Annotated in this window: 15 protein-coding genes; all 15 read left to right on the top strand. The window is 64.3% G+C overall.

Translation table 11 applies throughout. The features are described from left to right. The first annotated feature begins 105 nt into the window (after window positions 1–105). The 15 genes from AB4Y31_RS19080 (at window position 106) to lepA (ending at window position 13,917) form a co-directional block, all read left to right on the top strand. Window positions 106–768, top strand: a complete 663-nt coding sequence (locus AB4Y31_RS19080; RefSeq protein WP_368675244.1) for a YceD family protein — start codon at window positions 106–108, stop codon at window positions 766–768. 115 nt (window positions 769–883) lie between these two features. Further along, a complete protein-coding gene (rpmF, locus tag AB4Y31_RS19075; protein ID WP_018441573.1) occupies window positions 884–1,063 on the top strand; it encodes a 50S ribosomal protein L32 in 180 nt (59 codons plus the stop codon). A 204-nt stretch (window positions 1,064–1,267) separates the two neighbouring features. Next, window positions 1,268–2,371, top strand: coding sequence for a phosphate acyltransferase PlsX (plsX, locus tag AB4Y31_RS19070; RefSeq protein WP_368675243.1), 1,104 nt, complete (start codon window positions 1,268–1,270; stop codon window positions 2,369–2,371). Continuing rightward, the gene (locus AB4Y31_RS19065; RefSeq protein WP_368675242.1) at window positions 2,371–3,360 is read left to right on the top strand and encodes a beta-ketoacyl-ACP synthase III; all 990 of its coding nucleotides are present in this window, start codon (window positions 2,371–2,373) and stop codon (window positions 3,358–3,360) included. Before plsX ends, AB4Y31_RS19065 begins: the two co-directional genes overlap by 1 nt. Window positions 3,361–3,508: 148 nt before the next feature. Next, a complete protein-coding gene (fabD, locus tag AB4Y31_RS19060; RefSeq protein WP_018441576.1) occupies window positions 3,509–4,450 on the top strand; it encodes an ACP S-malonyltransferase in 942 nt (313 codons plus the stop codon). Between the two features lie 72 nt (window positions 4,451–4,522). Next, a complete protein-coding gene (gene fabG, locus AB4Y31_RS19055) occupies window positions 4,523–5,272 on the top strand; it encodes a 3-oxoacyl-ACP reductase FabG (RefSeq protein ID WP_368675241.1) in 750 nt (249 codons plus the stop codon). A 157-nt stretch (window positions 5,273–5,429) separates the two neighbouring features. Next, window positions 5,430–5,669: an acyl carrier protein gene (acpP, locus tag AB4Y31_RS19050; protein ID WP_004197638.1), complete on the top strand. Its 240-nt coding sequence runs from the start codon at window positions 5,430–5,432 to the stop codon at window positions 5,667–5,669. A 174-nt stretch (window positions 5,670–5,843) separates the two neighbouring features. After that, the gene (fabF, locus tag AB4Y31_RS19045; protein WP_368675240.1) at window positions 5,844–7,082 is read left to right on the top strand and encodes a beta-ketoacyl-ACP synthase II; all 1,239 of its coding nucleotides are present in this window, start codon (window positions 5,844–5,846) and stop codon (window positions 7,080–7,082) included. Between the two features lie 41 nt (window positions 7,083–7,123). Further along, entirely contained in the window at window positions 7,124–7,543 is a 420-nt protein-coding gene (locus tag AB4Y31_RS19040) for a hypothetical protein (protein WP_368675239.1), read from the top strand. A 100-nt stretch (window positions 7,544–7,643) separates the two neighbouring features. Then, window positions 7,644–8,243, top strand: a complete 600-nt coding sequence (gene rpoE, locus AB4Y31_RS19035) for an RNA polymerase sigma factor RpoE (RefSeq protein WP_368675238.1) — start codon at window positions 7,644–7,646, stop codon at window positions 8,241–8,243. A 114-nt stretch (window positions 8,244–8,357) separates the two neighbouring features. After that, window positions 8,358–8,993 (top strand): sigma-E factor negative regulatory protein, encoded by a 636-nt coding sequence (locus tag AB4Y31_RS19030; RefSeq protein WP_368675237.1) that lies wholly within the window; start codon window positions 8,358–8,360, stop codon window positions 8,991–8,993. A 4-nt stretch (window positions 8,994–8,997) separates the two neighbouring features. Next, on the top strand, window positions 8,998–10,038 hold the full coding sequence (locus AB4Y31_RS19025; RefSeq protein WP_368675236.1) for a MucB/RseB C-terminal domain-containing protein: 1,041 nt from the start codon (window positions 8,998–9,000) through the stop codon (window positions 10,036–10,038). A 117-nt stretch (window positions 10,039–10,155) separates the two neighbouring features. Then, window positions 10,156–11,691: a DegQ family serine endoprotease gene (locus AB4Y31_RS19020; protein WP_368675235.1), complete on the top strand. Its 1,536-nt coding sequence runs from the start codon at window positions 10,156–10,158 to the stop codon at window positions 11,689–11,691. Then, window positions 11,688–11,972 (top strand): glutaredoxin family protein, encoded by a 285-nt coding sequence (locus AB4Y31_RS19015; protein WP_368675234.1) that lies wholly within the window; start codon window positions 11,688–11,690, stop codon window positions 11,970–11,972. Before AB4Y31_RS19020 ends, AB4Y31_RS19015 begins: the two co-directional genes overlap by 4 nt. A gap of 151 nt (window positions 11,973–12,123) precedes the next feature. After that, window positions 12,124–13,917 (top strand): translation elongation factor 4, encoded by a 1,794-nt coding sequence (gene lepA, locus AB4Y31_RS19010; RefSeq protein WP_368675233.1) that lies wholly within the window; start codon window positions 12,124–12,126, stop codon window positions 13,915–13,917. Window positions 13,918–13,921 lie beyond the last annotated feature (4 nt).

Genomic DNA, 13,921 nt, shown 5'->3' with positions numbered 1-13,921 from the left:
GGCTGATCGGCGACCTCGCGGTTCACGCCTTAAGTGCTTGACTCAAAACGGTAAAGCAGCTACGCTCTCGTGTTTCTCGCGGTTTGCCGTGGAGTGGAGGCACCCATGAGTCGACATCCGGGCAAAACTGCCGGTTCCATCGATCCGCACGAGCTCGACATCTTCGAATTCGCGCGCAGTGCGCGCCAGGCGGCGGGTTCGGTGCGGGTCTCGCAGTTGCCGCGCATGTTAAACGAAGTCCCGGCCGAGGCGCCAGAGCGCGACACCGCGTTCACCTGGCAGGCGGAGGGCTCGACGCAGCCCGAGTTGCAGGATGACGGCAGCGAGGCGCAGCAACCTTATTTGCGGCTTGCGGTGCATGGCTTGGCATGGCTCGAGTGCCAGCGGTGCCTCACGCCCTACGAGCAGTCGTTCGATATCGACGCCACCTACCGGCTCGTGGAGACGGACGAGGAGGCTGACGAATACCCGCTCGACGACGATGACCTCGACGTGATCGTAGGCTCGCGCCAGTTCGATCTCGTCGATCTGATCGAAGAGGAACTGCTGCTTTCCCTGCCGCTCGTGCCGAAGCACGATGTCTGTCCGCAGGTGCACGAGAGCCTGAGTTCGGGCGCCGCCGGCCGCGCGGAAGGCGATGACGGCGAGGCGGCCGGGGAAAACGAAAACGGCGAGTCCGGCGAGTCGGGCAAGCCAAATCCGTTCGCGGCGCTGGAAGCGCTCAAGCGCGGCGCGGGCGGAAAAGACGGCGGCGGCAAAAAGCACTGAAAAGCCGCTCGACGAGCAAATGGCAGCGCGACGCGGCACCCCTCGCCTGGCCTTTCGGCCATGGCGTTTCGCCGATCGGGCTGTGTTAGAATCCCGGAAATTTTTAGGAGTTATCATGGCAGTCCAGCAAAACAAGAAGTCGCCGTCGAAGCGCGGCATGCACCGCTCGCACGATTTCCTGACGGGCGCGCCGCTCGCGGTGGAGCCGAGCACGGGCGAAGTGCATCTGCGTCATCACATCAGCCCGAATGGCTATTACCGCGGCAAGAAAGTCGTCAAGACGAAGAACGACTGAAACTGACCGCGTTCTTGCGATGCTTGCCGAGCCCGGCCGTGGCCTGCGCGGCGAGCGGCTTGCGTGGCAGCTTGCTTGGAGGTTCCCGGGCTCGCCGAAGAGAGCACCCTTTCGAGGGGCTTTCTGAGGAAGTACTCTCGGGGTACTCAACGAAAAGGCGGCATTCGATTGCCGCTTTTTTGTGCCTGAAATTCGTCGCGGTTCATGACCACTAAGCTCACGATAGACTGCATGGGAGGCGACCACGGCCCGTCCGTGACGGTTCCCGCGGCAGTCAGCTTCGTACGTTCGCATCCCGATGCGCATCTCGTGCTCGTCGGTCTCGAAGCGCCGATTCGAGCTCAACTGAAAAAAGCGAAGGCGCTCGATCTGCCGGCGCTCAGCGTCGTGCCGGCTTCGGAAGTCGTCGCCATGGACGACCCGGTCGAAGTCGCGCTGCGCAAGAAGAAGGACTCGTCGATGCGCGTGGCGCTCGGCCTCGTCAAGGACGAGTCGGCGCAGGCTTGCATATCCGCCGGCAACACGGGTGCGCTGATGGCCGTCTCACGCTACGTGCTGAAGACGCTTCCCGGCATCGAGCGCCCCGCGATCGCCTCGGCGCTGCCGAATTCGCGCGGCTACACGATGATGCTCGACCTGGGCGCGAACGTCGATTGCGAGCCGCAGCATCTCGTTCAATTCGCCGAGATGGGGCACGCGCTCGTGTCCGCTCTCGAAGGCAAGGATCGGCCGACGATCGGTTTGCTCAACATCGGCGAAGAAGTCATCAAAGGCAACGAAACGATCAAGCGCGCGGGCGAGCTGTTGCGCGCGAGCACGCTGAACTTTCGCGGCAACGTCGAAGGCAACGACATCTACAAGGGCACGACGGACGTGATCGTCTGTGACGGTTTCGTCGGCAACGTCGCCTTGAAGACGTCGGAGGGTCTCGCGCAAATGCTCTCGGAGATCATCCGCGAAGAGTTCGGGCGCTCGCTGCTCACGAAGCTGATGGCGCTTCTCGCGTTGCCGGTCCTCATGCGCTTCAAGAAGCGCGTCGATCATCGCCAATACAACGGCGCCGCGCTGCTCGGGCTGCGCGGACTCGTCATCAAAAGCCATGGCTCGGCGGACGCGTACGCGTTTGAGTGGGCCATCAAACGCGGGTATGATGCAGTCAAAAATGGCGTCCTCGAGCGCCTCGCGCGGGCGATGGAGGAGAATGCCTATCCGCTCGAGCAGGCCGCGCGCGCCTCGGGCGGCGCCGGCTCCGCCAATCCCGCCGGCCGCCCGGCCGAGCCTTACGCCGCGGTATCTTCGAAAGCATAATGGCCCAATCCAAAATCTATTCCCGCGTGCTTGGCACGGGCAGCTACCTGCCGTCCAACCGCGTCACCAATCAGGAGCTGGCGGATCGTCTTGCCAAGCGCGGTGTGGAAACGAGCGACGAGTGGATCGTTGCGCGCACGGGCATCCATGCCCGCCACTTCGCCGATCCTGACCAGACCACGAGCGACCTCGCGCTCGTCGCGTCACAGCGGGCCATCGAGGCCGCCGGCATCGATCCGCAGTCGATCGACCTCATCGTCGTCGCCACGTCGACGCCCGATTTCGTCTTTCCGAGCACGGCCTGTCTGTTGCAGAACAAGCTCGGCATCAAAAACAACGGAGCCGCGTTCGACGTGCAGGCCGTCTGTTCGGGGTTCGCTTACGCAATCGCAACCGTCGACGCGCTCATTCGCAGCGGTCAGCATCGGACGGCGCTCGTGGTCGGCGCCGAGACGTTCTCGCGCATTCTCGATTTCGATGACCGCACGACGTGCGTGCTGTTCGGCGACGGTGCCGGCGCCGTCATCCTCTCGGCTTCCGAGGAGCCGGGCGTGCTCGCGAGCGCGCTGCACGCCGATGGCAGCCATGCGGACATTCTTTGCACGCCGGGGCATGTGAACGGCGGAGTCGTCGCCGGCAGCGCATTCCTTCATATGGATGGGCAGGCCGTCTTCAAGCTCGCCGTCACCGTTCTCGAGAAGGTCGCCGTCGAGGCGCTCGACAAGGCGCATCTGTCGCCCGGCCAGGTCGATTGGCTAATACCGCACCAGGCCAATATCCGTATCATGACGAGCACCTGTCGCAAGCTGGGCCTGCCGGCGGAGCGCATGGTCGTCACGGTCGGCGAGCACGGCAATACGTCGGCGGCGTCGATTCCGCTCGCGCTCGATGTCGCCGTGCGCGACGGGCGCATCAAGCGCGGCCAGCATGTGCTGATCGAAGGTGTCGGCGGCGGCTTCACGTGGGGAGCGTCCGTCATTCGCTATTGATGATCGGCGCTTGGCGTCGGCTATCGGGGCGGTGTTCTCCGGGCATGCGTGAGCGTTCCGCCGCGCGTGGGTTCCCCTGCAGTGGGCAGCCGCGACGCTCGATGCTCGCACTGACTTCCATAAAAGAACTTCTGTAATCGAGGAAGAGATGAAATTCGCGTTCGTATTTCCTGGGCAAGGCTCGCAATCGGTCGGCATGCTGGGCGCGTTCGCCGATAATGCGGCCGTGCGCGAAACGCTTCAGGAGGCGTCCGATGCGCTCGGGCAAGATCTCGGCAAGCTGATCGCCGAAGGTCCGGCCGACGAGTTGAACCTCACGACGAACACGCAGCCCGTCATGCTCACCGCGGCGTATGCGCTCTATCGCGCGTGGCGCGCGGCGGGCGGTCCCGCGCCGTCCGTCGTCGCGGGGCATAGCCTCGGCGAGTACACGGCGCTCGTTGCGGCTGGCGCGCTCGCTTTTCGAGATGCGCTGCCGCTCGTGCGCTTTCGCGCCCAGGCGATGCAAACGGCGGTTCCCGTCGGTGTCGGCGGCATGGCCGCGATCCTCGGTCTCGACGACGACACGGTGCGCGCGGTGTGCGCCGAGGCCGCGAGCGAAGGCGCGGGCGTCGTGGAAGCGGTGAACTTCAATGCGCCGTCGCAAGTGGTGATTGCCGGTCACAAGGCGGCCGTCGAAAAGGCCTGCGAACTCGCGAAGGGCAAGGGCGCCAAGCGCGCACTGCCGCTGCCGGTCTCGGCGCCGTTTCACTCGTCGCTGCTGAAACCGGCTTCGGACCGCCTGCGCGAGTACCTGGGGAGCGTCGAAGTGAATGTGCCGCAGATTCCCGTCGTCAACAATGTCGACGTGGCGACGACCATGGAGCCGGCCGCGATCAAGGACGCACTCGTGCGCCAGGCCGCGGGTGCCGTGCGCTGGGTCGAATGCGTGCAGTCGATCGCGAAGAGCGGCGCGACGCACGTGATCGAATGCGGTCCCGGCAAGGTGCTCGCCGGCCTCACGAAGCGCATCGACGCGAATCTCGTCGGCGGAGCGATCACGGACCCGGCCTCGCTCGAAGACATGCTGAAGGCCGTCGCGGCCGGGTGAAGCCGGCAAGGCTCGCCATCGGCGCCCGGCAATGAAGTCAACGGTAAGCGCAAAAGGATCAATCGGACGGATATGGAAAAAGCTCTCGATAAACAGGTCGCCCTCGTGACAGGCGCTTCACGTGGCATCGGCCGCGCCATCGCGCTCGAGCTCACGCGCCAAGGCGCGACCGTCATCGGCACGGCGACGAGCGAGGCCGGTGCGCAAGGCATCGGCGAGGCGCTCGCGGCGCAGGGCGGAGCGGGTCGCGGCGTGGTGCTCGACGTGAACGACGGCGCTGCGGTCGAAGCGCTCATCGAGAGCACGATCAAGGAGTTCGGCGCGCTCAACGTGCTCGTCAACAATGCCGGCATCACGCAAGATCAACTCGCGATGCGGATGAAGGACGACGATTGGGATGCCGTCGTCGATACGAATCTGAAAGCCGTGTTCCGTCTCTCGCGCGCGGTGCTGCGCCCGATGATGAAGGCGCGCGGCGGACGCATCATCAACATCACGTCGGTCGTCGGATCGACGGGCAATCCGGGACAGGTCAATTACGCGGCGGCCAAGGCCGGGGTCGCGGGCATGACGCGTGCGCTGGCACGGGAGATCGGCAGCCGCGGCATCACCGTCAACTGTATCGCGCCCGGGTTCATCGACACCGACATGACGAAGGTGCTGCCCGAGGAGCAGCAGGCGGCGCTCAAGGCGCAGATTCCGCTCGGCCGGCTCGGTTCGCCCGACGACATCGCGCATGCCGTCGCATTCCTCGCGTCGCCGTTCGCCGGGTATATCACCGGCACGACGTTGCACGTCAACGGCGGCATGTTCATGTCGTAACCGAAATCGGGTAACATCCGCGCCTTGGCGTATTTCCCCCTTGCGGGGAGCGCCGTTGCGACGGGTTTTGCCCTACCTTGCGCGTGCTTTTTCGCAGAACCAAACCTGATAAAATGCGCGCACTTGCATTTTTGAACTACTTTCCCTCGGAGGGGTAATGGACAACATCGAACAGCGCGTCAAGAAGATCGTCGCGGAACAACTGGGCGTCGCCGAAGCTGAAATCAAAAACGAGGCCTCGTTCGTGAACGATCTCGGTGCGGACTCGCTCGACACCGTCGAACTCGTCATGGCGCTCGAAGATGAGTTCGGCATGGAAATTCCCGACGAAGAGGCCGAAAAGATCACGACGGTTCAGCAAGCGATCGATTACGCTCGCGCGAACGTCAAGGCCTGACGCTCGTCGGACCTTTCGCTCGTTTTCGAGCTGGCCACGTCGCGCTCGTCAAGCGCGCGTCACGCCAATGCCAGGTACGGGCTGATGCTGAATTCATAGCCACGGGGCATGCAGGGCCGTTCCCTGCGGCCGCTGTGGCTTTTGCTTTTGTCATTCTATGGAAAAGAGGTTACCGTGAGCCGTCGTCGTGTTGTCGTTACAGGCTTGGGGCTCGTCTCGCCTGTTGGCAATGATGTTGCCGACGGATGGGCCAATCTGGTGGCCGGAAAGTCCGGCATTGCCAACATCACGAAGTTCGATGCGACGAACTTCTCGACGCGCTTCGCAGGCGAGGTGAAGGGCTTCAACGTCGAGGATTATCTCGAGGCGAAAGAAGCCCGCAAGATGGATACGTTCATCCATTACGGCCTCGCCGCCGGCATTCAGGCGATCAAGGATAGTGGCCTCGAAGTGACTGAAGCGGATGCGGAGCGCATCGGCGTCGTGGTCGGCTCGGGCATCGGCGGCCTGCCGATGATCGAAGCCACGCAAATGGAGCTGCACAACCGCGGCCCCCGGCGGATTTCCCCGTTTTTCGTGCCCGCCTCGATCATCAACATGATCTCCGGTCATCTGTCGATGATGTACGGTCTGAAGGGGCCGAATCTCGCGATCGTGACGGCCTGCACGACGGGTCTGCACTGCATCGGCGAAGCGTCGCGGCTCATCGAGTACGGCGATGCCGACGTGATGGTCGCGGGCGGTGCCGAGTCGACGGTCTCCCCGCTCGGCATCGGCGGGTTCGCGGCGGCGCGCGCGCTCTCGCAGCGCAATGACGACCCCGCAACGGCGAGCCGCCCGTGGGACACGGGCCGCGATGGCTTCGTGCTCGGCGAGGGCGCGGGCGTCATGGTGCTCGAGGAGTACGAGCACGCGAAGGCGCGCGGCGCGAAGATCTACGCGGAGATCGCCGGCTATGGCATGAGCGCCGACGCTTACCATATGACGGCGCCGCTCGAGGATGGCGACGGTGCGCGCCGCTGCATGCAGGCGGCGTTGCGCAACGCGGGCATCAATGCCGACGAAGTGAACTATGTCAACGCGCATGGCACGTCGACGCCGCTCGGCGATCTCGCCGAGACGATCGGCATCAAGCGCGCGCTCGGCGAGCAGGCGAAGCGCGTCGTCGTCAATTCGACAAAGTCGATGACGGGCCATCTGCTCGGCGGCTCGGGCGGGCTCGAGTCGGTGTTCACGGTGCTCGCCGTCCACCATCAGGTTTCGCCGCCGACGATCAACATCTTCGAGCAGGATCCCGAATGCGATCTCGACTACTGCGCCAACAGCGCGCGGGAAATGAAGATCGACGTCGCGCTGAAGAACTCGTTCGGGTTCGGCGGCACGAACGGGACGCTCGTTTTCAAGCGCATCTGAGTCGCTTGCCTGGCGGACCCGAACGTTCCTGGGCGCAGCGCGTGCCGCAAGGCATCGCGCTGTCGCGCTCGGTGGCCGTTCGGGCGAGCCTCTTCGTTTTCACGCTGCTCGCGGCGCTCGCGGTTCGGAGCGTCGTCATGCCGCATGGCGGCGACATGGCTGCCTTCGCGCTCGCCGCGGCCACCTTCGGTGCGCTCTCGCTTGCCGCGTTGGCTCATGAGCGCCGGCAACCCGCGGCGCTTTCACTCGAGCCCGACGGCATCGCGGCCTATGACCGCTCGGGGCGCTTGCTCGTGCGGGGCCGCATCGTCGGCTGCGCCCAATGGGCGAGCCTGCTCCTCGTCATCGCTGTCATGCCGCATGGCGGGGCGCGCCTGTCGAGGCTTCTCGTCGCGGCCGATGCGCTCCCCGCCGAAGCCTTTCGCGAACTGGCCGTGCGGGCGAGGCATGCGGCGATGTAACGACGGTAACCAACGTTACAGCCCATCCGGCGTCAGGCGTTGAAGGGGGCGCTACAATAGCGGTCCGCAACGCGCCCCCCAAAAGTAAACGGACCATCAGGTGAGCGAAAAAGAGATTGACCAGCTACTGGTCGAACGCGTGCAAAAAGGCGATAAAGCCGCGTTCGAGCTCCTGGTCTCCAAGTACCATCGGAAGATCATCCGGCTGATCTCGCGCCTCGTGCGCGACCCGGCGGAGGTCGAGGATGTCGCTCAGGATGCGTTCATCAAGGCGTATCGCGCACTGCCGCAGTTTCGCGGCGAGTCGGCGTTCTACACGTGGCTGTACCGGATTGCAGTCAACACGGCCAAGAACTATCTGGCCACGCAGAGCCGTCGAGCCCCGACCTCGACGGAGGCCGATGCCGAGGAAGCTGAAACTTTCTCGGACGCCGATCAACTAAGGGATATCAACACGCCCGAGTCTGTGTTGATGAGCAAGCAGATTGCCCAGACGGTCAATGCCGCGATGGCGTTGCTGCCTGAAGAGCTGCGCGTCGCCATTACGCTTCGGGAAATCGAAGGCCTCAGCTACGAGGAAATCGCCGAGATGATGGGGTGCCCGATCGGCACCGTGCGGTCTCGCATTTTTCGCGCGCGCGAGGCAATTGCGGCAAAATTGCGTCCGTTGCTCGATACGCCGGAGGGCAAGCGCTGGTAGCGGCTGCTGCTAGCGGCCAGGGGTGCGCCCCGCGGGTGCGACGGGCTACGGGCGGTGCTGGACGGGCGCGCGGAGCGGTTTGATTACGGGTGTTTGCAAGAATTGGGGAGCGTCATGGGGTCGGTATCGAAGGTTACGCAGGGCTCGCGAGGCGAGCGTTTATCCGCCTTTGTAGACGGCGAGTGGTTCGATGGAGCGGAACAAGCCGATGCCGTCCTTTCGGGGTTGAGCGGCGCCGATCGGGCCGCCTGGTCCGACTACCACCTGATCGGCGACGCGTTGCGCTCGGATGATCTGGCGGTTCATCCCGCGGCGAGCAGCGCATTCCTGCGCGGGTTCGCCGCGCGGCTCGAAGCGGAGCCGCACGTGCTTGCGCCGGCTTCTTCAGCGGCACCGGCCCCGCGCCGCGACGGTCGCGGCCTCTCGTTAGTCGGCCGGCGGTTCGCGCCGAGTCTCGCGGCTGCCGCTGCCGCGGCCGTGCTGACGTGGATCGTCGTTCCGCAAGTCCAGCATGCCGGCGGGCAGCAGGCGGCGCTGCAAACGGCGGCCGTTCAGGCCCGGCATGATCCGGTGCAAACGGTCGCGATGGCCGGTGGCCGCGATTCGTCGAATGCCGGCGAGCTCAACATCATTCGCGACGCCCGGCTCGACGAGTACCTCGAAGCACATCAGCAGTTCGCTCAGCAACCCGTGGTGCCGGGCTCCGCACCGTTCATCCGCGCGGCCGCGCTGACTTCGCAAGGCCAATAAGCTGATGCCGATATCGGGGGTTAGGCGCATCGCCGCAAAGAGTCGGCTGCCGCTCTGGCTGATCTTCGTGGCCGCGTTGCTGTCAGTTGCGCCGCAGGCGTTTGCTCAGGCGGGTGGTACCGCCGATTCGTCGGCCGAGGCCGCGAACCGGCTCGATCGGATTCCGCGCGCCGCGCAGCAGGAGAACTACGAGGGCGTGTTCGTCTATCAGCGCGGCACGTTCGTTCAATCTTCGCGGATCTCCCATTACGCGGTCCACGGCAGCGAGTACGAAGCGCTCGAAACGCTCGACGGCAAGCCGCGCAAGCTGTTGAGGCACGATGACGACCTCTTCACGTTCGTGCCCGAGCGCCATCTTTGCGTCGTCGAGAAGCGGCAGAACCGCGACGCGTTCCCCGCGCTCTTGAGCGAAAGCGGGCGCGACGTCCTTGCCGTCTACGATTCGAAGATGCTGCCTCCCGATCGCGTGGCCGGCATCGACGCGCAGGTGATCGAGCTCGATCCGAAGGATGCGTATCGTTTCTCGTACAAGCTGTGGACCGATTCGAAGACGGGGCTTTTGCTGCGCGCGCAGACGCTGGACGCAAGCGGCCAGGTGCTCGAGCAGATCTCGTTCACCCAATTGCGGATCGGCGTGCCGGCCCAAAAGGCGCCTATCGCGGCCGGGATTCGCAACACGGCCGGCTGGACGCTTGTGCATCCGCCCGTCGAGCCCGTCGACATGGAAGCCCAGGGCTGGTCGCTCAATCCCGACGTGCCGGGTTTTCGCAAGATTCGCGAGGTGCGGCGGCCCATGGCAGCCCGCGATGCGGGCGATCCGCCGATTCCCGTCGATCAGGCCGTCTTTTCCGACGGGCTCTCGACCGTTTCCGTCTTCGTCGAGCCCACCGAAAAAAATTCACGCAAGGAAGGCGCGGGCGCGAGCGGCGCGACGCACGTGCTCGTGACGCGGCACGGCGATTATTGGATCACCTTGCTTGGCGAGGTTCCTCAAGGCACACTGCAACTATTCGCCTCTGCCATAAAATACAAGGCTGCGAAATAAGCTTTCGATCCCTTTGAGTATTCAGCCGTTCGAGCGCTTCGGGTCCTTTTGCGTGATTCGAAGCATCGGCGGCGTGGCGGCAGCCTTTCGGTCAACGATTTCGGTCCAATCCCCCTTATGAATCACTCGGTGCGCAAATTCTTCGCGGCCGCCGCGCTGCTGGCTTGCCTGCCTTTCATGCCCGAGCTCGCCGCCGCCATGCCGGCCGCCAGCCTGCCCGATTTCACCGACCTCGTCGATAAAGTCGGGCCGGCCGTCGTCAACATTCGGACGACGGCGCATGTTTCGAGCGCGGGCCCGCAGCGCGCGCTTCCGCCGGGCACGGACGAAGGCGACATGTCGGAGTTCTTCCGGCGCTTTTTCGGCATTCCGCTGCCGCAGGCGCCGAACGGCCAAAACGGCAACGGCCAAAACGGGCAGAACACGCCGCGCGGCGGCCAGAACGACGGCGGCAACGGCGGCAACCAGGACGGGCCCGACAGCGACTCCGAGCAGAATGCCGGGGTCGGTTCCGGCTTCATCGTGTCGCAGGACGGCTACGTGATGACGAACGCCCATGTGGTCGACGATGCGGACACGATCTATGTCACGCTGACCGACAAGCGCGAGTTCAAGGCGAAGCTGATCGGCTCGGACGACCGCACCGACGTGGCGATCGTCAAGATCAATGCCGCGAATCTGCCCACGGTCACGATCGGCGATTCGAACAAGGTGCGCGTCGGCGAGTGGGTCGTGGCGATCGGTTCGCCATTCGGCCTCGACAATACGGTGACGGCCGGCATCGTCAGCGCGAAGGGGCGCGATACGGGCGACTATCTGCCGTTCATCCAGACCGACGTGGCGGTGAACCCGGGCAATTCGGGCGGGCCGCTCATCGACATGCAAGGGCAGGTGATTGGCATCAACTCCCAGATCTATAGCCGCACGGGCGGATTCATGGGCATTTCGTTCGCGATTCCGATCGACGAGGCCATGCGCGTGGCCGATCAGCTCAAGGCGACGGGGCGCGTCGTGCGAGGCCGCATCGCTGTCGCGATCGGGCAGGTGACGAAGGACGTCGCCGATTCGCTGGGGCTGCCAAAAGCCGAAGGCGCGCTCGTCAGCAATGTCGAGCCGGGCGGTCCCGCCGACAAGGCCGGCGTGCAGCCCGGAGACATCATCCTCAAGTTCAACGGCGCGCCCGTCGATACCGATACCGATCTGCCGCGCATGGTCGGCGACACGAAGCCCGGCACGCGGACGACGGTGACGGTCTGGCGCAAGGGGCAGTCGATGGACTTGCCGATCACCGTCGTGGAGACACCGTCGGAAAAGACGACGAAGACGGGCGACCATGAAGCGCCGTCGGCGAAACCGCAGCCGCGCAATCCGCTAGGGGTGACGGTCAGCGACATCCCGGCCGATCAGCGCAAATCGTTGAAGCTGAAGGGCGGCGTGCAAGTCGAGACGGTGGAGGGGCCCGCTGCGCGCGTCGGCCTGCAAAAGGGCGACATCATTCTGCGCATCGGCGATACCGACATCGGCAGCGCGAAGGATTTCCAGCAAGCCGTCGCGCACCTCGACCCGCAGAAAACCGTGGCCGTGCTCGTTCGGCGCGGCGAGAACACGCAGTTCGTACCCATGCGCCCGCGTGTGGCGATGGCGCAGAAATGACGCCGAGCTCGCGCGTGCCGACGCCGTTCGCGCCGACGCTCGCGCTCTATAGCCGCGCGTGGTGCCACTTGTGCGAAGAGATGCGGGCCGCGCTTGTCCCGCTGGCCGCCGAGTTCGGAGCGAATGTCGAGGTGATCGACGTCGATGCCGACCCGGCGCTCGTCGCCCGCTATGACGAACTCGTGCCGGTCCTGGTCTTGGACGGCATCGAGCTTTCCCGTTACAGGCTCGACGCCGGGCGCGTGCGTGCCGCGCTGGCGGCTCGGCGCATGGACGTCTGACGACGGGCCTGTGCAATACCCGCCGCAATGCGCCGTCGAGCCCGTCATTTCGGGTAAAATAGGCCGTTTTTCAGTACTCCCGAGGCGTGCTCAGCAGTTCTCCGAGCGCGCCTTTTTCGCTTCGATCGGCACGGCCTGCCTCACGCACTGAATGAATCATATTCGCAACTTCTCGATCATTGCCCATATCGACCACGGCAAGTCGACGCTCGCCGATCGCATCATTCAGATTTGCGGCGGCTTGTCCGACCGCGAAATGGAATCGCAGGTGCTCGATTCGATGGATCTCGAACGCGAGCGCGGCATCACGATCAAGGCGCAGACCGCGGCGCTCAGCTATCGCGCGCGCGACGGCGAGCTCTACAACCTCAACCTGATCGATACGCCGGGACACGTCGATTTCTCCTACGAGGTGAGCCGCTCGCTGTCGGCTTGCGAAGGCGCGCTGCTCGTCGTCGATGCGAGCCAGGGCGTCGAGGCGCAGACGGTCGCCAATTGCTATACGGCGATCGAGCTCGGCGTCGAAGTCGTGCCCGTGCTCAACAAGATCGACCTTCCCGCGGCCAATCCCGAGAACGCGATCGCCGAGATCGAGGACGTCATCGGGATCGATGCGGCCGATGCGGTACGCTGCAGCGCGAAGACCGGTCTCGGCGTCGAAGACGTGCTCGAGGCGCTCATCGCGAAGGTGCCGCCGCCGAAGGGTGACCCGCAAGCGCCGCTGCAGGCGCTCATCATCGATTCGTGGTTCGACAACTACGTCGGCGTCGTCATGCTCGTGCGCATCGTCAACGGCACGCTGCGGCCGAAAGACAAGATCCGGCTCATGGCGACAGGCGCGCAATACGGCGTCGAGCATATCGGCGTCTTCACGCCGAAATCGAAGAACCTCGACGAGCTTTCTGCCGGGCAGGTCGGCTTCATCATCGCGGGGATCAAGGAACTCACGGCGGCGAAGGTCGGCGATACGGTGACGCTCGCCAATCGGCCCGCCGACGAGCCGCTGCCCGGCTTCAAGGAAGTCAAGCCGCAGGTGTTCGCGGGGCTTTACCCCGTTGAAGCTAACCAATACGACGCGCTGCGCGAGTCGCTCGAGAAGCTCAAACTCAACGACGCTTCGCTGCAGTACGAGCCGGAAGTCTCGCAAGCGCTCGGCTTCGGCTTCCGCTGCGGGTTCCTCGGGCTCCTGCATATGGAAATCGTGCAAGAGCGGCTCGAACGCGAGTTCGACATGGACCTCATCACGACGGCGCCGACCGTCGTCTACGAGGTCGCGCTGAACGACGGCACCACGATCATGGTCGAGAATCCGGCCAAGATGCCCGATCCGTCGAAGACCGAGGAAATTCGCGAGCCGATCGTGACCGTGAACCTGTACATGCCGCAGGACTACGTCGGCTCGGTCATCACGCTTTGCACGCAAAAGCGCGGCTCGCAGATCAACATGCAGTACCACGGCCGCCAGGTGCAGCTCACCTACGAAATCCCGATGGCCGAGATCGTGCTCGACTTCTTCGATCGGCTAAAGTCGGTATCGCGCGGCTATGCGTCGATGGACTACGAGTTCAAGGAGTACCGCGCTTCGGACGTCGTCAAGGTCGACATGCTGATCAACGGCGACAAGGTCGATGCGTTATCGGTCATCGTCCACCGCTCCCAATCACAGTATCGCGGGCGCGAGGTGGCCGCGAAGATGCGCGAGATCATTCCGCGCCAGATGTACGATGTCGCGATTCAGGCGGCCATCGGCGCGCACATCATCGCGCGTGAGAACATCAAGGCGCTGCGCAAGAACGTGCTTGCGAAGTGTTATGGCGGCGACATCACACGCAAGAAGAAGCTGCTGGAAAAGCAAAAAGAAGGCAAGAAGCGAATGAAGCAGGTCGGATCCGTCGAGATTCCGCAGGAGGCTTTCCTCGCAATCTTGCGCGTCGAAGACAAATAACGAA

Origin of the sequence: Trinickia sp. EG282A (assembly GCF_040965455.1) — a bacterium.
GTDB lineage: Bacteria > Pseudomonadota > Gammaproteobacteria > Burkholderiales > Burkholderiaceae > Trinickia > Trinickia symbiotica.
The sequence above is the reverse complement of the archived record's forward strand: the minus strand, read 5'-3'. Positions and strand labels throughout refer to the sequence as shown.

Bases quoted from the DNA above. Each gene is read 5' to 3' on its own strand.
- AB4Y31_RS19080 (WP_368675244.1), top strand. From the start codon at position 106: ATGAGTCGACATCCGGGCAAAACTGCCGGTTCCATCGATCCGCACGAG.
- rpmF (WP_018441573.1), top strand. From the start codon at position 884: ATGGCAGTCCAGCAAAACAAGAAGTCGCCGTCGAAGCGCGGCATGCAC.
- plsX (WP_368675243.1), top strand. From the start codon at position 1,268: ATGACCACTAAGCTCACGATAGACTGCATGGGAGGCGACCACGGCCCG.
- AB4Y31_RS19065 (WP_368675242.1), top strand. From the start codon at position 2,371: ATGGCCCAATCCAAAATCTATTCCCGCGTGCTTGGCACGGGCAGCTAC.
- fabD (WP_018441576.1), top strand. From the start codon at position 3,509: ATGAAATTCGCGTTCGTATTTCCTGGGCAAGGCTCGCAATCGGTCGGC.
- fabG (WP_368675241.1), top strand. From the start codon at position 4,523: ATGGAAAAAGCTCTCGATAAACAGGTCGCCCTCGTGACAGGCGCTTCA.
- acpP (WP_004197638.1), top strand. From the start codon at position 5,430: ATGGACAACATCGAACAGCGCGTCAAGAAGATCGTCGCGGAACAACTG.
- AB4Y31_RS19030 (WP_368675237.1), top strand. From the start codon at position 8,358: ATGGGGTCGGTATCGAAGGTTACGCAGGGCTCGCGAGGCGAGCGTTTA.
- AB4Y31_RS19025 (WP_368675236.1), top strand. From the start codon at position 8,998: ATGCCGATATCGGGGGTTAGGCGCATCGCCGCAAAGAGTCGGCTGCCG.
- AB4Y31_RS19020 (WP_368675235.1), top strand. From the start codon at position 10,156: ATGAATCACTCGGTGCGCAAATTCTTCGCGGCCGCCGCGCTGCTGGCT.
- AB4Y31_RS19015 (WP_368675234.1), top strand. From the start codon at position 11,688: ATGACGCCGAGCTCGCGCGTGCCGACGCCGTTCGCGCCGACGCTCGCG.
- lepA (WP_368675233.1), top strand. From the start codon at position 12,124: ATGAATCATATTCGCAACTTCTCGATCATTGCCCATATCGACCACGGC.